This is a genomic window from Streptomyces sp. HUAS 15-9 (assembly GCF_025642155.1).
In the GTDB taxonomy this organism is placed as follows: domain Bacteria; phylum Actinomycetota; class Actinomycetes; order Streptomycetales; family Streptomycetaceae; genus Streptomyces.
Genome location: NZ_CP106798.1, coordinates 833,056 through 850,980, shown reverse-complemented (window position 1 = coordinate 850,980; position 17,925 = coordinate 833,056). Strand labels below are relative to the sequence as shown.

The following is a 17,925-nucleotide window of genomic DNA, read 5'->3' as shown; positions in this document are numbered from 1 at the left end:
GCCGATCAGTACCGTGGTCGGCGGTGCTCGAATGTATCCGAGGCGGCGCCGTTTGGCGCCTGGAACGGTCAAGTCGTCGCCGACTGTGATCCGGACGTGTCCGAGGGCGTCCCACAGGACGCGTACTCAGGACCGTTCCGGCTGTGTGTGCCCTATGCACTCGGTGACGACGTCCCGCAGACTCCCGGTCCGCTCCAGTGCCTTGCGCTGCACCGATGCGCCGTTGCCCCGCCGCAGCAGCGCCTCGAGCGCCTCCTGCGCACGCTCGTTGTCACCGGTGCCGGCGAGCGCGTCCGCGATGTGCTCCAGCAGGTCCCGCAGCACCGACTCCGCGGGTGCCGGGCGCATGGTCTTCGGGTGGAGCAGTTCCCCGGACAGCCCGGAGCGCGCCGCCCGCCATCCGGCGAGCCGCAGCAGGCTCACGCTGTGCTCCGCCGGCTCGGAGCCGGCCCGCCAGTCGCGCGCCGCCGTCTCCACCAGCCCGCGCGTCAGGGCGGCCAGGAGAACCGTGGTGTCCGAGTGCAGACATACATCGGCGACCCGGATCTCCACCGTCGGGTAGCGGTCGGACAGCCGCGCATCGAAGTAGATCATGGCCTTGTCGAGGAGCACACCGGTGGCGACCATGTCCCTCACCCGCCGGTGATACCGCTCGGCCGAGCCGAAGACCTCCGTCGGTCCGGCCGACGGCCAGCGCTGCCAGACCCGGCTGCGACAGCTGTCGTAGCCGCTGTCCCTGCCCTGCCAGAAGGGGGAGTTGGCGCTCAACGCCGTCAACACCGCCAGCCACGGCCGGATCCGGTCGAGGACGGCGACGCCCTCGTCGTCGGACTCGACGGCCACGTGCACGTGACAGCCGCAGACCATCTGTTCGTGCACGGCGATCCCGTACTGCTCGGCCATCCACTCGTAGCGGCGGTTCGCGCTGATCGAGGGGTTGACGGGCAGCGGCGAGGAGGCGAGCGCCACGACCGCACATCCCGTCTCCTGGGCCAGCCGCGCGGCCTCCTGACGGCAGCGGACGATCTCCGAGGCCAGTTCGTCCAGGTCCGCCTTCGGACGCGTGGCGAACTCGAGCTGCTGGCTGTGCAGCTCCTCCTCGAACGCCTCTTGGCCCTGGTCGCCCCGGTCGGCGCGGGCGAGCACCGCGGCGGACATCGCCCGGGGTTCGCCGGTTGCGGGATCGACCAGGAGGAGTTCCTCCTCCACTCCTACGGTGCGCATGTTCCCCGACTGCCCCGTTCGGTCATGTGCTGAACCGGGTGCGGGACCAGCCACACCGTGGCGAGGGGCGGCAGGGTCACTCGGAGCGCGCCCTCGTCCGCCACGAGCGGTCCGCGGTGGGTGATGTCGCCGCCGCCGTACCGCGCGCTGTCGGTGTTGAGGATCTCCTGCCAGGCGGCGATGCCGTCGGGTACGCCGAGGCGGTAGTCGTGGCGGACGACCGGGGAGAAGTTGGACACGGCGAGCAACGGTGTTCCCCGCCCGTCGAACCTCAGGAAGGCGAATACGTTGTCGTCCGCGGCGTCGCCGACGACCCAGCGGAAGCCCGCCGGGTCGGTGTCCCGCTGCCACAGGGCGGGGTGGGCCCGGTAGACGGTGTTGAGGTCGCGGACCAGGTCCTGCACCCCACGGTGGTCCGCCTCCGCCTCGTACGCGGAATCCAGCAGCCACCACTCGGGGCCGTGGGCCTCGGACCATTCGGCGCCCTGGGCGAACTCCTGCCCCATGAAGAGCAGTTGCTTGCCGGGGTGGGCCCACATGAACCCCAGGTACGCACGGTGGTTGGCGCGCCGCTGCCACCAGTCGCCCGGCATCTTGGAGACCAGGGCCTGCTTGCCGTGGACGACCTCGTCGTGCGAGATGGGCAGGACGTAGTTCTCGCTGTAGGCGTACACCATCGAGAAGGTCATCTCGTTGTGGTGGTACTTGCGGTGTACCGGCTCGTGCTGGATGTACTCCAGCGAGTCGTGCATCCAGCCCATGTTCCACTTCAGCCCGAAGCCCAGACCGCCGCTGTCCGTCGGCCGCGTCACCCCGTCCCACGCGGTCGACTCCTCGGCGATGGTCAGCACGCCCGGCGCCCGGCGGTACACGGTCGCGTTCATCTCCTGCAGGAACGCCACCGCGTCCAGGTCCTCCCGCCCGCCGAACACATTGGGCGTCCACTGGCCGGAGTCGCGCGAGTAGTCGAGGTAGAGCATGGAGGCGACCGCGTCGACGCGCAGCCCGTCGATATGGAACTCCTCGCACCAGTACACGGCGTTGGCGACCAGGAAGTTGCGCACCTCGATGCGCCCGAAGTCGAACTCGTACGTCCCCCAGTCCGGATGCTCGGCCCGACGCGAGTCCCCGGGCTCGTACAGCGGATCCCCGTCGAAGCGCGCCAGCGCCCAGTCGTCCTTGGGGAAGTGCGCGGGCACCCAGTCCATGATCACGCCGATGCCGGCCCGGTGGAGGGCGTCGATCAGGTACTTGAAGTCGTCGGGGGTCCCCAGCCGGGAGGTCGGAGCGTAGTAGGACGTGACCTGATAGCCCCACGAGGGGCCGAAGGGGTGCTCGGCGACGGGCATCAGCTCGACGTGGGTGAAGCCGAGGTCCTTGACGTACGCGGGCAGCTGGTCGGCCAGTTGACGATACGTCAGGCCGAGGCGCCAGGAGGGGAGATGGATCTCGTACACCGAGAACGGTGCCTCGTGCACCGGCGTGCCGGCCCGGCGCGCCATCCACCCCGCGTCGCCCCACTCGTAGTGCGAGGCCGTGACGACGGAAGCGGTGTCGGGCGGCACCTCCGTGCGCCGGGCCATCGGGTCGGCCTTGAGGAACCGGTCGCCGTAGCGCGACGTGATCTCGAACTTGTACCGGGTGCCCTCGCCGATGCCCGGCAGGAACAGCTCCCAGACGCCGGACGAGCCGAGCGAACGCATCGGGTACTGGGTGCCGTCCCACCAGGTGAAGTCCCCGGCGACCCGCACCCCTTGAGCGTTCGGCGCCCACACGGTGAAGCGGGTGCCGGTCACACCTTGGTGCGTCATCGGCTCGGCGCCCAGCGCCTGCCACAGCTGCTCGTGGCGGCCCTCGCCGATCAGATGCAGATCGAGCTCGCCGAGAGCGGGGAGGAAACGATAGGGGTCGTCCACCTCCTGCTCGGTGTCCTCGTACTCCACCAGCAGCGTGTACGACGGAACCGTGTCGTACGGCAGTACGGCGGCGAAGAGACCGTCCCCCTCGGAGACGAGGCCGCTGTGCGTGCCGTCGACCACGACGCTCACCGCGCGGGCGAACGGGCGCAGCGCCCGGAACAGGGTCCCGCCGGGGACCGGGTGGGCGCCCAGCAGGGCGTGCGGATCGTGGTGGGAGCCCGACAGCAGGCGCTCACGGTCCCTGGGGTCCAGCGGTACGGCCGTGGGCGGGAGCGGGCCCGAGTGCTCGGGGAGCGAAGTGTCGCGCAGTGCCATGAGGTCAGCCTCCCCTTACGGCGAGCCGCTCGATCGCGGCCATGGGAACCGGAAGCCAGTCCGGGCGGTGCCGGGCCTCGTACAGCACCTCGTACACCGCCCTGTCCGTCTCGTGGGCACGCAGCAGGGCGTGCTTCTTGCGTGGATCCCACCCGGCCCGCGCGGCATAGCCCGCGCAGAACGCCTCCCGGCAGCGGCGGGCCCACTCCGGGCGCCAGGGGCGGCGCTGCCGGGCCGCGTAGTCGAAGGAGCGCAGCATGCCGGCTATGTCCCGCAGCGGGGACTGGGCGCTGCGCCGCTCGGTGAGCGGGCGGGACGGTTCGCCCTCGAAGTCGATGACGAACCACTCGGGGCCGGTGCGCAGCACCTGCCCGAGGTGCAGGTCGCCGTGTATTCGCTGCGCGGGCGGCCCGGTGTCGCAGGTGGCGAGCGCGCCGAACGCGGTGCGCAGCCCCGGGACGAACGGCCGCAGCGCGGGCACGCAGTGCACGGCGGCCTCCAGCCGGGCCGTCATCGCCTCCGCCGTCGGCTCGTTCTCGCCCGGGACGTCCGACGGGAAGGCCGTGGCCAGCGCGAGGTGCACCTCGGCCGTGGCCCGCCCCAGTTCGCGCGCCGCCGTGGTGAAGTCGTCGCCCGTGGCCAGTGCGCGCAGGGCGAGCGTCCAGCCGTCGTCGGCGCCGGGCAGGAAGGGCTGGAGCACGCCGAGCGTCGCGGGCCACGGCTGTGTGGTCCGGAACCAGGCCACCGGCGCGGGCACGCGCGTGCAGCCCTGTGCGGCCAGTGCCCCCGACACCTCCAGATCGGGGTTGATCCCGGGCTGGATGCGCCGGAAGACCTTCAGGATGTACGCGTCGCCGTACACCAGCGAGGAGTTGGACTGCTCTGCGTCCAGCAGACGCGGCGCGAGTGCGCCGGGCACCCGTACGGCCGGGTCCGCCTCGAAGCGCAGCGGGCCCGCCGCGCCGGGCTGCCGCAGCCGCTCCAGGAGCAGTTCGGCCGAGCGCGGGTCGTGCAGGGCGTCGTACACCGCCAGACCGGCCAGCGGACCCTCGTCGGGCCGGCCGATGTAGGCCCGGCCCAGGCGCGGCGTCGGATGCTTCTGCGCGCCGAGCAGCAGCTGGTAGCAGTCACCGTCCGGGGGTGTGCCCACGGGCGCGGGGACCCCGGCGTGTCCGGCGTGGACCAGCAGGTGCAGACAGCCCGGGAACAGCTCGGTCATGGACAGCAGGGAGATCTCCGTGACGGGTCGGTCCTTGCCCGCGAACCAGCGCTGCCCGGGCAGCCATTCGCGCAGCAGTCCGGTCAGTGAGGCCCTGGGCCGGTCGGAACCGGTCCGGCGCCTCGGCCGGAGGGAAACGGTCTTCGTCATGGTGAAGCCTCCTTTCCTCGGTGCCGCGCGCTCAGCGTCGTCGGCCGATGCGGGATGCGACTCGGGAGAGCCGGAACCAGTAGAAGCCGTGTCCCGCGAGGGTGAGCAGATAGGGCAGTTCACCGATGGCGGGGAAGCGGACCCCGCCGATGAGCTCGACGGGATGACGTCCGTCGTAGACCCGCAGGTCGAGTTCGGTCGGCTGGGCGAAGCGGGAGAAGTTGTGCACGCACAGGACGAGGTCGTCCTCGTGCTCGCGCAGGAAGGCGAGGACCGCGGGGTTGGAGGACTGGAGCTCGGTGTAGGAGCCGAGTCCGAAGGCGGGGTTCTGTTTGCGGATCTCGATCATGCGGCGGGTCCAGTGCAGCAGGCTGGACGGGGAGGACATGGAGGCCTCGACGTTGGTGACCTGGTAGCCGTAGACCGGGTCCATGATGGTGGGGAGGTAGAGGCGGCCGGGGTCGGAGGAGGAGAAGCCGGCGTTGCGGTCGGGGGTCCATTGCATGGGGGTGCGGACGGCGTCGCGGTCGCCGAGCCAGATGTTGTCGCCCATGCCGATCTCGTCGCCGTAGTAGAGGATCGGGGAGCCCGGGAGGGAGAGCAGCAGGGCGGTGAAGAGTTCGATCTGGTTGCGGTCGTTGTCGAGGAGGGGGGCGAGGCGGCGGCGGATGCCGATGTTGGCGCGCATGCGGGGGTCCTTGGCGTATTCGGCCCACATGTAGTCGCGTTCCTCGTCGGTGACCATCTCCAGGGTGAGTTCGTCGTGGTTGCGCAGGAAGATGCCCCACTGGCAGCCGGCGGGGATGGCGGGGGTCTTGGCGAGGATCTCGGAGACGGGGTAGCGGGATTCGCGGCGTACGGCCATGAAGATGCGGGGCATGACCGGGAAGTGGAAGGCCATGTGGCACTCGTCGCCGCCGCTGCGGAAGTCGCCGAAGTAGTCGACCACGTCCTCCGGCCACTGGTTCGCCTCCGCCAGGAGGACGGTGTCCGGGTACATCGCGTCGATCTCGCGCCGGACGCGCCTGAGGAACTCATGGGTGGCGGGCAGGTTCTCGCAGTTGGTGCCCTCGGCCGCGTAGAGATAGGGCACCGCGTCCAGCCGGTAGCCGTCGATGCCGAGGTCCAGCCAGAAGCGGAGGGCCGCCAGGATCTCCTCCTGGACCGCCGGGTTCTCGTAGTTGAGGTCCGGCTGGTGGGAGAAGAAGCGGTGGAAGTAGTACTGGCCGCGGACGGGATCGAAGGTCCAGTTGGAGGCCTCGGTGTCGACGAAGATGATCCGCGCGTCGGGGTACTGCTTGTCGTCGTCGGCCCACATGAAGTAGTCGCCGTAAGGGCCGTCGGGATTCTTGCGGGACTCCTGGAACCACGGGTGCTGGTCGCTGGTGTGGTTCACGACGAAGTCGATGATGACGCGCATGCCCCGCTGGTGGGCGGCGTCGACGAACTCCACGAAGTCGGCGAGGTCGCCGAACTCGGGCAGCACGGCGGTGTAGTCCGAGACGTCGTAACCGCCGTCGCGGAGCGGGGACTTGAAGAACGGCGGCAGCCAGAGGCAGTCGACGCCGAGCCACTGCAGGTAGTCGAGTTTCGCGGTCAGGCCCTTGAGGTCGCCGATGCCGTCGCCGTCGCTGTCCTGGAAGGAGCGGACCAGGACCTCGTAGAACACGGCGCGTTTGAACCAATCCGGGTCCCGGTCCTTGGCGGGTGTGTCCTCGAAGGTGTCCGGGACGGGGTCGTTGACAGTCATGACGCTCTGGGCCCTCCGATCTGTGGCGAGACGGACGATCGCTCGACATGGAGCACATGAGCCGGTGCCCGGCCGGGTGTGAGGCGCACATAGTTGGTCCTGCCCCACTGGTAGGTCTCATCCGTCAGTTCGTCACGCACCGGCACCGACTCGTGCCAGTCCAGGCCGAGTCGCGGCATGTCCAACGAGACCGTGGCCTCCTGGGTGTGGTGCGGGTCGAGGTTGGCGACCACGACGACGGTGTCCGAGCCGGTGCGCTTGCTGTACGCGATCACGGCGTCGTTGTCGGTCGAGTGGAAGCGCAGGTTCCTGAGCTGCCGCAGCGCGGGGTGGTGGCGCCGGATGGTGTTGAGGCGGGTGATCAGGGGGGTGATGGTGTGTCCGTCGCGTTCGGCGGCGGCCCAGTCGCGTGCTTTGAGCTGGTACTTCTCCGAGTCGAGGTACTCCTCGCCGCCCTGCCGGAGCGGGGTGTTCTCGCACAGTTCGTAGCCGCTGTAGATGCCCCACGCGGGGGAGAGGGTCGCGGCGAGCACGGCGCGCACCTCGAAGGCGGGCCGGCCGCCGTGCTGGAGGTAGGCGTGCAGGATGTCGGGGGTGTTGGCGAAGAAGTTGGGCCGCATGTAGGCGGCCGCCTCCCCGGACAGTTCCGTCAGGTACTCGGTCAGCTCCTGCTTGGTGTTGCGCCAGGTGAAGTACGTGTACGACTGCTGGAAACCGATCTGCGCCAGGGTGTGCATCATCGCCGGGCGGGTGAACGCCTCGGCCAGGAAGAGCACATCGGGGTCGGAGGCGTTGACGTCCGCGATCACCCGCTCCCAGAACATGACCGGTTTGGTGTGCGGGTTGTCCACCCGGAAGATCCGTACCCCGTGCGCCATCCAGTGCCGCAGCACCCGCAGCGTCTCGGCGACCAGTCCGTCCAGGTCGGTGTCGAAGGCGATGGGGTAGATGTCCTGGTACTTCTTGGGCGGGTTCTCCGCGTGGGCGATCGTGCCGTCGGGGCGGTGGTGGAACCACTCGGGGTGCTTGTGCACCCAGGGGTGGTCCGGGGAGCACTGCAGCGCGAAGTCGAGCGCCACCTCCAGACCCAGTCCGCGGGCCCGGTCCACGAAGCGGTCGAAGTCCTCCAGGGTGCCCAGGCCGGGGTGGACGGCGTCGTGGCCGCCCTCGGGGGAGCCGATCGCCCAGGGCACGCCGACGTCGTCGGGGCCGGCGGTCAGGGTGTTGTTGCGGCCCTTGCGGAACGTCGTCCCGATCGGGTGGATCGGCGGGAGGTAGACCACGTCGAAGCCCATCGCGGCGATCGCCTCCAGACGCCGCGCGGCGGTACGGAACGTGCCGTGCGGCTGCTGGGGCGTGCCCTCCGAGCGCGGGAAGAACTCGTACCACGAGCCGTACAACGCGCGTTCACGCTCCACCAGCAGCGGCATCGGCTCCGACGCGGTCACCAGCTCCCGCAGCGGATACCGCGCCAGCACCCCGTCCACCTCCGGCGCCAACGCCGCACCGAGACGGGCCTGAAGGGAGAGCGAGTCGTTGCCCAGCGCCCGGGCGGCGGCTAGGACCGCCTCGCGCTCGGGGCCCTCGGGCACCCCGGAGGCGGCCCGGGTGTGGAGGTCCATGCCCTCCTCCAGAACCAGCCCGGTGTCGATGCCCGCCGGGACCTTGATGCGGGCGGTCCGGCGCCAGGTGGCCACCGGATCGCTCCAGGCCTCCACCGTGTACGTCCAGTGGCCCGTCGCGTCCGGGGTGACCTCCGCGCCCCAGCGGTCGGTGCCCGGGGCGAGTTCACGCATCGGTGTCCAGGGTCCGGTGCGGCCCTCGGGGTCGCGCAGCACGACGTTCGCGCCGACGGCGTCCTGGCCCTCACGGAACACGGTGGCCGAGACCTCGAACGTCTCCCCGGTCACCGCCTTCGCCGGGCGCCTGCCGCACTCCACGGCCGGCCGGACGTCGCGAACCGGAACTCGGCCGATGGCCGGGGTCGAACTCATGGGTCTCACCTCCGCCGTGCGCGAAGCCGGGCCCCGGGCCCGGCTGGGAATCCGAATGACACCGGAAGGTCAGTGCCTCCTGGCACCGGAACGCCGGTCCCACGGCGGAGCCCGTCGCGCCGCGCCGCTCCCATGGGGCCGCCCGCCCTGCTCCTGCAGGTAGCTGCCCAGACTGGAGCGCAGATAGCGCTCGGCGGCGTCGGCTGCCTCCCGGGCGCACCGCTTGCCCATCAGCACGCACAGCGTGTAGCCCGAGTCCTCGAACGTGGCCCGCACCTCGCGGTCCGACGGAGAGGCGAGCATCACGCGTTCCCACGCCCGGTACCGCCGCAACTGCCTGGCCACTTCGGCCTTAGCGGGTAGCAGCATGGCCCTCTTCACCCTCCACGCTCTCGACTGGGCGCGTTTCCCGACGGTCGGGTGGCCTCCGTGCACGGAGAGGCACGGAACCGTTACGGCGATCGAGGCACTTTCACTCATGGTGCACGTGTGACGACTCAGCGTCTTGTTGGATCTTCAATCACCACTCGAGTGCTCTCGTGTTGCACGAATGGCGTAGTACCCGCACTGTGGATCTGACTCAGGAGCGATCAGTGCTCGACGCTCGGTGATCGGGGCCATTGCCTGCGGGGGCGAGAACGAGCGGCAGCTTCGCCGGTGAGGAGCAAGCGACGATGAAGACCGCAGTGCCCTGCTACTACCACCTCGACGTGGAAGTCAGCCCCGAACGGGTCGGACAGGTCAGCCGCATCCTGGCCGCCCACCTCCGTCACTGGGACCTCGAGAACCTCGTGGATCCCGTCTGCCGCGGCACCGAACTGCTGCTGCGGGCCATTGACGAGCACGCGACGGACAAACGCACATCGATCGAGATGTGGTGGAACGGCCAGCATCTGATCACCGCCGTCGGCGAGGACGACCGCGATCTGCGTCCCGACCAGGACCTGCGCGGCTGTCTGACCCAGATCGCCGCGACGAGCGACGGCTGGGGGTGCTGTGCCTCGGACACCGGCAGCAAGATCATCTGGTTCTCCCGGCGCGCCCGCAGCGGCGAGCGCGTCCCGCTGGTCCCGACGGCCCCGGCGCCCAGCCTGCGCCATGTGCGCCAGGTGCCCCGGGAGATGCCCGTCGCCGCACTGGCCGCCCCGGCGGACCCGGTGGAGGCCGCCCGGTGACGGCACGACCGAAGCGGAAAGGGGTGCCCGTGTGGAGCGGGCACCCCTACCCGTTGGGCGCCGCCTTCGACGGACAGGGCACCAACTTCGCCCTGTTCAGCGAGGTTGCCCAGCAGGTCGACCTGGTCCTGGTCGACGACGCCGGCACCGAGACCCGCGCGCCGCTGACCGAGGTCGACGGGTTCGTCTGGCACGGCTATGTCCCCGGGACCGGACCGGGGCAGCGCTACGGCTTCAGGGTGCACGGCCCGTGGGACCCCGACCTCGGCCACCGGTGCAATCCGGCGAAGCTGCTCCTCGACCCGTACGCACGGGCCGTGGACGGGCAGATCGACAACCACGCCTCGCTCTACGAGCGCGATCCGGGCGGTGCCTCCCCGGCCGACAGCGCCGGGCACTCCATGCTCGGCGTGGTCACCGATCCGTACTTCGACTGGGGCGACGACCGCCCGCCCCGGCGGGCGTACGCGGACAGCGTGATCTACGAGGCGCACGTACGGGGACTCACCCGTACCCACCCGGAGGTCCCGCGCCGGCTGCGCGGCACCTATGCCGCCCTCGCGCACCCGGCCGTCATCGAGCATCTGACCTCGCTCGGGGTGACCGCGGTAGAGCTGATGCCGGTCCACCAGTTCGTGCAGGACGGCGTGCTGCAGGACCGGGGCCTTTCCAACTACTGGGGCTACAACACGATCGGCTTCTTCGCCCCGCACAACGCCTATGCCGCCTTCGGCACCCGCGGCCAGCAGGTCAACGAGTTCAAGGCGATGGTGAAGGCGCTGCACGCGGCCGGCCTGGAGGTCATCCTCGACGTCGTGTACAACCACACCGCCGAGGGCAACCAGTACGGCCCCACACTGTCCTTCCGCGGCATCGACAACGCTTCGTACTACCGTCTCGTGGACGGCGACTGGGCGCACTACTACGACACCACGGGCACCGGCAACAGCCTGCTGATGCGGCATCCCTACGTGCTCCAGCTGATCATGGACTCACTGCGCTACTGGGTCACCGAGATGCACGTCGACGGCTTCCGCTTCGACCTCGCGGCCACGCTCGCCCGGCAGTTCCACGAGGTGGACCGGCTGTCGGCGTTCTTCGACCTGATCCAGCAGGACCCGGTGATCAGCCGGGTCAAGCTCATCGCCGAGCCCTGGGACGTGGGGGAGGGCGGCTACCAGGTCGGCAACTTCCCGCCCCTGTGGTCGGAGTGGAACGGCAGGTACCGGGACGCGGTACGGGACTTCTGGCGGGCGGAACCGGGTTCGCTCGGCGAGTTCGCCTCCCGGCTCACCGGCTCCTCCGACCTCTACGCGCACAGCAGGCGTCGGCCCCGGGCCAGCGTCAACTTCGTCACTGCGCACGACGGTTTCACCCTGCGCGATCTCGTCTCGTACAACGACAAGCACAACGAGGCCAACGGCGAGGGCAACCGGGACGGGGAGAGCGTCAACCGGTCCTGGAACTGCGGCGCCGAGGGCGAGACGCACCATCCCGCGGTCCTGGAGCTGCGCGCCCGCCAGCAGCGCAACCTGCTGGCCACGCTGCTGCTGTCGCAGGGCATCCCGATGCTCTGCCACGGTGACGAGCTGGGCCGCACCCAGCGCGGCAACAACAACGCCTACTGCCAGGACAACGAGGTCTCCTGGATCGACTGGTCCCCGACCGGGGAACAGCGCACGCTGACGGACTTCGCGCGCCATGTCATCGCCCTGCGCGCCGCCCACCCCGTACTGCGCCGCCGCCGCTTCTTCCGCGGCGCGACGGCGACCCACGCCGGGCAACGCCTGCCCGACCTGGTCTGGCTGCTGCCCGACGCCCGCGAGATGACCGGCCGCGACTGGCAGCGCCCCGACGCCCACACGGTCGGCGTGTTCCTCAACGGCGACGCCATCGCCGAGCGCGACCCGTACGGCCGCCGCGTGGTCGACGACTCGTTCCTGCTGCTGCTCAACAGCTACTGGGAACCCGTGGACTTCCGGCTGCCCGACACCACCTACGGCGAGCGCTGGACCACCCTGATCGACACGGCCGACCCGGAGGGAATCCCGGACGAACGCGAGCACAAGGCGGCCACCAGCCTCCGAGTCGAGGCCCGCAGCCTTGTCCTGCTGTCCCGCCCGTCCCGCGCCGACCGCTAGTAGGGCTTGGTCATCTTGCTATCGGTGCGGGTATGTCGCGGCGGCAGGTGGGGCAGGCGCCGGTCCAGAGGGCGAGGAGTGTCTGCAGTTCACGGACGATCTGGTAGAGACTCAGACCGCCGCTGTGTCTTTTGGGGCGCGAGCCATGCGCCTGAGGGTGCAGAAGGCATGGGCGGCGGAGACGAGGGTGACATGGTGGTGCCAGCCGCCCCAGGTGCGGCCTTCGAAGTGGGCAAGTCCCAGGGCCTGTTTCATCTCCCGGTAGTCGTGCTCGATGCGCCAGCGCAGCTTGGTCAGCCGCACCAGGGTGGCCAGTGGCATGCCGGAGGGCAGGCTGGACAGCCAGAACTGCACCGGCTCGCTCTCGGTGGCGGGCCATTCGGCCAGCAGCCAGCGTTCAGGCAGCTCGGGAGCGTCCGTGGTCTTGCGTAGGCCCCGTCCGGCGGGCCGGACCCTGAGGGCGACGAACCGCGAGTACATGCGCTTGAAGCCGTTTCGGCCCGTGCCCGGCCGGGAGCCTACCCGCCAGGAAACCGGCCGTGCAGCCGCCCGGCCTACCGCGATGACCAGGTCTTTCACCGTCTGCGCAGGGTCGGGGTACTGCGCTTTCGGTGGTAACCGGTGCCCGCGTAGGGGGCTGGACGGGCCGGGCGTCGGCCGGATGGGCGGTGTGGCGGCAGGAGATCCCGACCGCATAGGGCAGGCTGCGTTCCTCCAGCCCCAGACGGAAGGCGGCGGCATCGCCGTATCCGGCATCCGCCACGACCAAGGGGACATCGACGCCCCACGACCGGGTTTCGTCGATCATGTCCAGGGCCAGCTGCCACTTCTCCACATGCCCCACCTGGGCGGGGATGCCGCAACGGCCGCGGCGGGCGACCTTGGCCGCATCCGCCTGTCCAGAGGCCGGATCCCATGAAGCGGGCACGAACAGCCGCCAGTTCACTGCGGCCGAGGCCTGCTCACGGGCCAGGTGCAGCGACACTCCCACCTGGCAGTTGGTGACCTTGCCCGCGGTGCCGGTGTACTGCCGCGACACACACGCAGACGCGTCCCCGTCCTTGAGGAAGCCGGTGTCGTCAACGATCAGCGCCTCCGGACCGATCGCCTCGTGCATCCTCCAGGCCAGCCGGGCCCGCACATGCGCCGGATCCCACGGGCTGGAGGTGATGAAGTGCGCCAGCGCCTGCCGGTTGCCGTCCTCGCCGAGGCGGGCTGCCATCGGCTCCACCGACTTACGCCGCCCGTCCAGCAGCAGCCCTCGCACATACGCCTGTCCCCACCGCCGCTGGTCCGCACGGAAGAACCCGTCGAACAACTCCGCCGCGAACGCCTCCAGGTCCCCCCGGGCCTCGGTCATCTCCTCAGGTGTCACACCACGACAACGCCACCCACGAGGCAACAGACACGCCACTCAGGAGTGAAGATGACCAAGCCCTACTAGGGCCCTGGCATCGAATCCCTGAGGGGATGTGACGACAGGACCCAGGACGCGGCACCCGTGACGCGGCGGCGGTCAGTGCTCGCGCCGGGAGGTCACCGTGAACTGGGCGCCGTCGGGGTCGCGCAGTACGGCCTCCTCCTCTTCCTCGCGCAGCACGCTGCCGCCGTGCTTCTCCGCCGCCCGGGCGCAGTCCGCCACGTCGGCCACGGCGAAGTGGATCTGCCAGTGCGGCCGGACCGACGGATCGGGCGCCGCCTCCACCGCGCCGGAGTCGATGCGCGCCACCACGTCACCCCGGCTGCGCAGCACCACCTCGCCGCCCTCGTACTCGACCTCGCAGCAGCCCGGCCGGTCCGTGGCCCAGTCGAGGATCTCGCCGTAGAAGAGGGCGGCGTCGAAGGCGTTGCGGGTGTGCAGCCGGATGAAGGTCGGCGCCGCCCGCCGCCAGGCCTCCCAGTTGGAGATGAGCTCGCCCTCCCAGATGCCGAAGATGGCCCCGTCCCGGTCGGCGAGCAGCGCGGCACGCCCGGGCGGGAAGGAGAGCGGGCCGACCGCCGCGGTGCCGCCGCGCTCCCGGACCCGGGCCGCGGCCTCGTCCGCGTTCGGGACGGCGAAGTACGGCGTCCAGGTCACCGCCATCTGCCACATGGCGGCGACCGCGGCGATCCCGGCGACCGGCACCCCGCCCGCCAGCGCGATCCTGAAATGATCACCGAGCTTGGCGTTCCGCCATCGCCAGCCCAGTACGGCCCCGTAGAACTCCTCCGTGGCCTTGAGGTCACGGCTGGTCAGACTCACCCAGCAGGGGGCGCCGAAGACGGAGTGCGTGGAGACGACTTCCTTCTTCTTCGCGCCGCCGGGGAGGGTCGTGTCATGGTTCATCGCACTCGCGTCCTGGTGTCCGGGACCGGTGGCCACCGGTCTTCCACCAGTGTCCAACCGGAAGCGGTCCGGGCGCCTGCCGAGTACCCCGGTGGCATACGGCCGGACGAGTGACACGATTGATGGATGGGCGAGCGCTACGAGGGCGAGACGGATCGCATCTTCGAGCTGCAGGAAGAAGTGCACCAGCTGAAGGAGGCGGTCGCCTCGCACGCCGTGGTGGACCAGGCGATCGGGATGGTGGTCGCCCTGGGCCGGGTGACGCCCGACCAGGGGTGGGCGGTGCTGAAGGACGTCTCCCAGCACACGAACATCAAGCTGCGCAATGTCGCGGAACTCATCCTCATCTGGGGACGCACCGGTGACATGCCCCCGGAGATCCGCGCCGAGCTGGAGGACGCCCTCGACCGGCACGGCCCGACGCAGGTTCCGGGGACACCGCCGCAGTGAGCCTCAGCGCGCCTCGGCGAGCAGATCCTCGCGCAGCCGGTCGAAACAGCCGCTGAGCAGCCGCGAGACGTGCATCTGGGAGATCCCGAGCTGTTCGGCGATCCTGCTCTGCGTCATCCCCCGGAAGAACCGCAGATACAGGATGAGGCGCTCACGCTCGGGCAGCGCCTCCAGACAGGGCTTGACGGCGATGCGGTCGACGACGAGGTCGTAGCCGGGATCGCTATCCCCGAGGGCGTCGCTCAGGGCGTAACCCTCGGTGCCCGGCATCTCCGCGTCCAGCGACAGTGCGGAGAAGCACTCCAGCGCCTCCAGGCCGGTGCGGACCTCGTCCTCGCTCAGCTGTGCCCGTTCGGCGATCTCGGCGACTGTGGGCGCCCGGCCCGGAAGCGTCTGCGCGAGTTCCTTCGCGGTGCTCCGGACCCGGTTGCGCAGGTCCTGGACCCGGCGCGGCACATGCAGCGTCCACATGTGGTCACGGAAGTGGCGCTTGATCTCACCGGTGACGGTCGGTACGGCGTACGCCTCGAAGGCGCGGCCGCGTGCCGGGTCGTAGTGGTCGACGGCCTTGACGAGGCCCAGGGCCGCGACCTGGTAGAGGTCTTCCAGGGTCTCCCCGCGGTCGCGGAACCGGACGGCGATCCGCTCGGCCATCGGCAGCCAGAGCCGGACCAGCTCGTCCCGCAACGCCCGGCGCTCCGGGCCGTCCGGCAGTTCAGTCAGCCGTTCGAACGCCTCGGCCGTGTCGGGGGCGTCGTCGTGCGGGTGGGGCTTCGTTCTGGTGGTGGTACCCATGGCGGGTGCGCACCTCCCTCAAGCGGGTGCTGGATGGGACAGACACCATGGGAGGAGAGGAACGCGCTGGGACCGTTGAGGGGGCACCCGGGGCCCGGCGAGCCGGCTCCCACGGACGTGCCTCCTGTCCGAAGCACTTGCCTCAACATTCCCCGGATCGGACGTACCAAAACAAATCACCCGAAATGGTGACGGCGTCCGGCCGTCAACTGTCCGACTTGACCGTTCCTTGGGAAGAGATTACCTCTGACACAGAGGTAATCTCCAAGTGTGGAACCCGAGCGACCGGAACCTGAGGGACCGACGGAGTCCGAGGCCTTCCCGCAGGCGCTGGCGGACACCCTGGTCGGCATCCAGCGGCTGATCCGCCGCAGGCTGCGCAGCGGGCTGACCGCGCCACGGCTGCGCGGCGCCGAGGTGGAACTGCTGCGCCTGGTCGAGGCCCGGCCCGGCATCGGCATCTCTGACGCCGCCAAGGAGCTGTACCTGGCGAGCAACTCCGTTTCGACCCTCGTCAACAAGCTCGCCAAGGACGGCTATCTGGTCCGGGAGACCGATCCGGCGGACCGGCGTGCCGCCCGCCTGCGGCTCACCGAGGCGGCCCGCAACCGGCTGCGGGACTGGCAGCGCCGCCGGGCGGCCCTCGTCGGGCGCCATGTGGACCGGCTCGACGAGGCGGACCGGGAAGCGCTGCGCGCCGCGCTGCCGGCGCTGCGCAAGCTGGCCGTCACCCTGCACGAGGAGGCCGGGGAACCATGACGCGGGACACCACCACCGAAGCGTGGGACACCGCCGCCGGCGCGGTCGAAGCCGTCACCTGCACACGCCTCGCCTACGCGTTCGGGGAGACCAACGCGGTGGACGGGCTCGACCTGACCGTGCGGGAGGGCGAGGTCTTCGGGCTGCTCGGACCCAACGGCGCCGGCAAGACCACCGCCATCCGCTGCATCACCACGCTGCTGCCCGTCCCCGCGGGCATGGTCCGCGTCTTCGGCCATGACACGGCAGGCGACCGCATGGCCGTACGACGCCTGCTCGGCTACGTCCCGCAGCAGCTGTCCGCCGACAGCGGGCTCACCGGACGGGAGAACGTCGCCCTCTTCGCCCGGGTCTTCGACGTGCCCCGCCGCGAGCGGGCCGCCCGGGTCGCGCAGGCCGTGGCCGCCGTGGGCCTCGCCGACGCCGCCGACCGGCTGGTGGGCACCTACTCCGGCGGTATGGTCCGTCGGCTGGAGCTGGCCCAGGCCCTGGTCAGCGCACCCCGTCTGCTGATCCTCGACGAGCCGACGATCGGCCTCGACCCGATCGCCCGGACCGGTGTCTGGGAGCACATCAACGCCGTACGCGCGGCCACCGGCATGACCGTCCTGGTCACCACCCACTACATGGACGAGGCGGACCAGTACTGCGACCGCGTCGGCCTGATGCACCACGGCCGCATCCGCGCCCTCGGCACCCCCGCCGAACTCAGGCAGGGACTCGGTGAACGCCGTCGCGCCGCGGGCGCCCCGGCCACGGACAAGCCGCCCACTCTGGAGGACGTCTTCCGCGATGTCGCCGGCAGCGGTCTCGACGAGAAGTCAGGAGATTTCCGCGATGTCCGAAGCACCCGCCGCACCGCCAACCGCGTCGGCTGATCCCGTCCCCGCCGCGGGCAGTGACCTGCTGCTGCGGCCGCCGCGGCCCCGCGCGGGCTGGCGGCTGCCGCCCGCCCGGGTCGTCGCGATGTGCACCGTCGAACTGCAGAAACTGCGCCACGACCGCACCGAGCTGTACACCAGGGCGATCCAGCCCGCCCTCTGGCTGCTGATCTTCGGCCAGACCTTCACCCGGATCCGGGCGATACCCACCGGCGGCATCCCCTACATCGACTACCTCGCGCCCGGCATCATCGCCCAGTCCGCGATGTTCATCGCCATCTTCTACGGCATCCAGATCATCTGGGAGCGGGACGCCGGCATCCTCAACAAACTGCTGGTCACGCCGACCCCGCGCTCGGCGCTGATCACCGGCAAGGCGTTCGCGGCCGGAGTGAAGTCGCTGATCCAGGCGGTCGTCGTCATCGTCATCGCCGCCCTGCTCGGCGTCGCGCTGACCTGGAACCCGCTGCGTCTGCTCGGCGTCGCGGCGGCCGTGGTCCTCGCCTCCGCCTTCTTCTCCTGCCTGTCGATCACCATCGCGGGCATCGTCCTCAACCGCGACCGCCTGATGGGCATCGGACAGGCGATCACGATGCCGCTGTTCTTCGGCTCCAACGCCCTCTACCCCGTCACCATCATGCCCGGCTGGCTCCAGGCGGTCAGCAAGGCCAACCCGCTGAGCTACCAAGTCGACGCCCTGCGCGGCCTTCTGCTCGGCACACCGGCGCATCTCGCCGCCGACTTCGGCGTCCTTGCCGTGGCCGCAGCACTCGGCATCACCGTCGCCTCCTCACTGCTGGGCCGGCTCGCCCGCTGATCTTGCCCGG

Annotated in this window: 16 protein-coding genes; 6 read left to right on the top strand and 10 right to left on the bottom strand. The window is 70.4% G+C overall.

From position 1 onward, the window contains the following. Positions 1-126: 126 nt before the first annotated feature. The 6 genes from N8I87_RS03825 to N8I87_RS03800 form a co-directional block, all read right to left on the bottom strand. Positions 127-1,224: a glutamate--cysteine ligase 2 gene (locus tag N8I87_RS03825; protein WP_263205420.1), complete on the bottom strand. Its 1,098-nt coding sequence runs from the start codon at positions 1,222-1,224 to the stop codon at positions 127-129. Beyond that, positions 1,212-3,458 (bottom strand): 1,4-alpha-glucan branching enzyme, encoded by a 2,247-nt coding sequence (gene glgB / locus N8I87_RS03820; RefSeq protein WP_263205418.1) that lies wholly within the window; start codon positions 3,456-3,458, stop codon positions 1,212-1,214. Before glgB ends, N8I87_RS03825 begins: the two co-directional genes overlap by 13 nt. Before the next feature lie 4 nt (positions 3,459-3,462). Then, positions 3,463-4,827: a maltokinase N-terminal cap-like domain-containing protein gene (locus N8I87_RS03815; RefSeq protein WP_263205416.1), complete on the bottom strand. Its 1,365-nt coding sequence runs from the start codon at positions 4,825-4,827 to the stop codon at positions 3,463-3,465. Between the two features lie 31 nt (positions 4,828-4,858). After that, complete coding sequence (gene treS / locus N8I87_RS03810) at positions 4,859-6,577, bottom strand: maltose alpha-D-glucosyltransferase (RefSeq protein WP_263205414.1); 1,719 nt, start codon at positions 6,575-6,577, stop codon at positions 4,859-4,861. Next, positions 6,574-8,571, bottom strand: a complete 1,998-nt coding sequence (locus N8I87_RS03805) for an alpha-1,4-glucan--maltose-1-phosphate maltosyltransferase (protein ID WP_263205412.1) — start codon at positions 8,569-8,571, stop codon at positions 6,574-6,576. The genes treS and N8I87_RS03805 overlap by 4 nt, the downstream gene beginning before the upstream one ends. Before the next feature lie 69 nt (positions 8,572-8,640). After that, the gene (locus N8I87_RS03800) at positions 8,641-8,940 is read right to left on the bottom strand and encodes a DUF5133 domain-containing protein (protein WP_263205410.1); all 300 of its coding nucleotides are present in this window, start codon (positions 8,938-8,940) and stop codon (positions 8,641-8,643) included. A gap of 305 nt (positions 8,941-9,245) precedes the next feature. Between N8I87_RS03800 and N8I87_RS03795 the strand changes: the two genes are divergently transcribed. Both N8I87_RS03795 and glgX read left to right on the top strand, forming a co-directional pair. Further along, a complete protein-coding gene (locus N8I87_RS03795; protein WP_263205408.1) occupies positions 9,246-9,746 on the top strand; it encodes a pep a2 in 501 nt (166 codons plus the stop codon). Beyond that, positions 9,743-11,887: a glycogen debranching protein GlgX gene (gene glgX, locus N8I87_RS03790; RefSeq protein WP_263205407.1), complete on the top strand. Its 2,145-nt coding sequence runs from the start codon at positions 9,743-9,745 to the stop codon at positions 11,885-11,887. Before N8I87_RS03795 ends, glgX begins: the two co-directional genes overlap by 4 nt. 111 nt (positions 11,888-11,998) lie before the next feature. Here the strand turns inward: glgX and N8I87_RS44715 are convergent, their stop codons facing one another. From N8I87_RS44715 to N8I87_RS03780, 3 genes are all read right to left on the bottom strand, one after another. After that, positions 11,999-12,367, bottom strand: coding sequence for a transposase (locus N8I87_RS44715; RefSeq protein ID WP_411577196.1), 369 nt, complete (start codon positions 12,365-12,367; stop codon positions 11,999-12,001). Then, entirely contained in the window at positions 12,285-13,247 is a 963-nt protein-coding gene (locus N8I87_RS03785; protein ID WP_438829307.1) for an IS701 family transposase, read from the bottom strand. Before N8I87_RS03785 ends, N8I87_RS44715 begins: the two co-directional genes overlap by 83 nt. A 156-nt stretch (positions 13,248-13,403) precedes the next feature. Continuing rightward, the gene (locus N8I87_RS03780) at positions 13,404-14,213 is read right to left on the bottom strand and encodes a VOC family protein (RefSeq protein WP_263205405.1); all 810 of its coding nucleotides are present in this window, start codon (positions 14,211-14,213) and stop codon (positions 13,404-13,406) included. Between the two features lie 126 nt (positions 14,214-14,339). Between N8I87_RS03780 and N8I87_RS03775 the strand changes: the two genes are divergently transcribed. Continuing rightward, positions 14,340-14,663 (top strand): ANTAR domain-containing protein, encoded by a 324-nt coding sequence (locus N8I87_RS03775; protein ID WP_263205403.1) that lies wholly within the window; start codon positions 14,340-14,342, stop codon positions 14,661-14,663. 3 nt (positions 14,664-14,666) lie between these two features. Here the strand turns inward: N8I87_RS03775 and N8I87_RS03770 are convergent, their stop codons facing one another. Next, positions 14,667-15,458, bottom strand: a complete 792-nt coding sequence (locus N8I87_RS03770; protein WP_263205401.1) for an RNA polymerase sigma factor SigF — start codon at positions 15,456-15,458, stop codon at positions 14,667-14,669. Between the two features lie 270 nt (positions 15,459-15,728). On the opposite strand from N8I87_RS03770, the gene N8I87_RS03765 reads away from it, so the two are divergent. The 3 genes from N8I87_RS03765 to N8I87_RS03755 are packed head-to-tail and all read left to right on the top strand — an operon-like array spanning position 15,729 to position 17,915. Then, entirely contained in the window at positions 15,729-16,217 is a 489-nt protein-coding gene (locus N8I87_RS03765) for a MarR family winged helix-turn-helix transcriptional regulator (protein WP_263205399.1), read from the top strand. Further along, the gene (locus tag N8I87_RS03760; protein WP_263205397.1) at positions 16,214-17,095 is read left to right on the top strand and encodes an ABC transporter ATP-binding protein; all 882 of its coding nucleotides are present in this window, start codon (positions 16,214-16,216) and stop codon (positions 17,093-17,095) included. The genes N8I87_RS03765 and N8I87_RS03760 overlap by 4 nt, the downstream gene beginning before the upstream one ends. Further along, positions 17,055-17,915 (top strand): ABC transporter permease, encoded by an 861-nt coding sequence (locus N8I87_RS03755; RefSeq protein ID WP_263205396.1) that lies wholly within the window; start codon positions 17,055-17,057, stop codon positions 17,913-17,915. The genes N8I87_RS03760 and N8I87_RS03755 overlap by 41 nt, the downstream gene beginning before the upstream one ends. Positions 17,916-17,925: the final 10 nt, after the last annotated feature.

Excerpts from the sequence above, each read along its gene's own strand:
- N8I87_RS03825 (WP_263205420.1), bottom strand. The coding sequence starts at position 1,224 with ATGCGCACCGTAGGAGTGGAGGAGGAACTCCTCCTGGTCGATCCCGCA.
- glgB (WP_263205418.1), bottom strand. The coding sequence starts at position 3,458 with ATGGCACTGCGCGACACTTCGCTCCCCGAGCACTCGGGCCCGCTCCCG.
- N8I87_RS03815 (WP_263205416.1), bottom strand. The coding sequence starts at position 4,827 with ATGACGAAGACCGTTTCCCTCCGGCCGAGGCGCCGGACCGGTTCCGAC.
- treS (WP_263205414.1), bottom strand. The coding sequence starts at position 6,577 with ATGACTGTCAACGACCCCGTCCCGGACACCTTCGAGGACACACCCGCC.
- N8I87_RS03805 (WP_263205412.1), bottom strand. The coding sequence starts at position 8,571 with ATGAGTTCGACCCCGGCCATCGGCCGAGTTCCGGTTCGCGACGTCCGG.
- N8I87_RS03800 (WP_263205410.1), bottom strand. The coding sequence starts at position 8,940 with ATGCTGCTACCCGCTAAGGCCGAAGTGGCCAGGCAGTTGCGGCGGTAC.
- N8I87_RS03795 (WP_263205408.1), top strand. The coding sequence starts at position 9,246 with ATGAAGACCGCAGTGCCCTGCTACTACCACCTCGACGTGGAAGTCAGC.
- N8I87_RS44715 (WP_411577196.1), bottom strand. The coding sequence starts at position 12,367 with ATGTACTCGCGGTTCGTCGCCCTCAGGGTCCGGCCCGCCGGACGGGGC.
- N8I87_RS03785 (WP_438829307.1), bottom strand. The coding sequence starts at position 13,247 with ATGACCGAGGCCCGGGGGGACCTGGAGGCGTTCGCGGCGGAGTTGTTC.
- N8I87_RS03780 (WP_263205405.1), bottom strand. The coding sequence starts at position 14,213 with ATGAACCATGACACGACCCTCCCCGGCGGCGCGAAGAAGAAGGAAGTC.
- N8I87_RS03775 (WP_263205403.1), top strand. The coding sequence starts at position 14,340 with ATGGGCGAGCGCTACGAGGGCGAGACGGATCGCATCTTCGAGCTGCAG.
- N8I87_RS03770 (WP_263205401.1), bottom strand. The coding sequence starts at position 15,458 with ATGGGTACCACCACCAGAACGAAGCCCCACCCGCACGACGACGCCCCC.
- N8I87_RS03760 (WP_263205397.1), top strand. The coding sequence starts at position 16,214 with ATGACGCGGGACACCACCACCGAAGCGTGGGACACCGCCGCCGGCGCG.
- N8I87_RS03755 (WP_263205396.1), top strand. The coding sequence starts at position 17,055 with ATGTCCGAAGCACCCGCCGCACCGCCAACCGCGTCGGCTGATCCCGTC.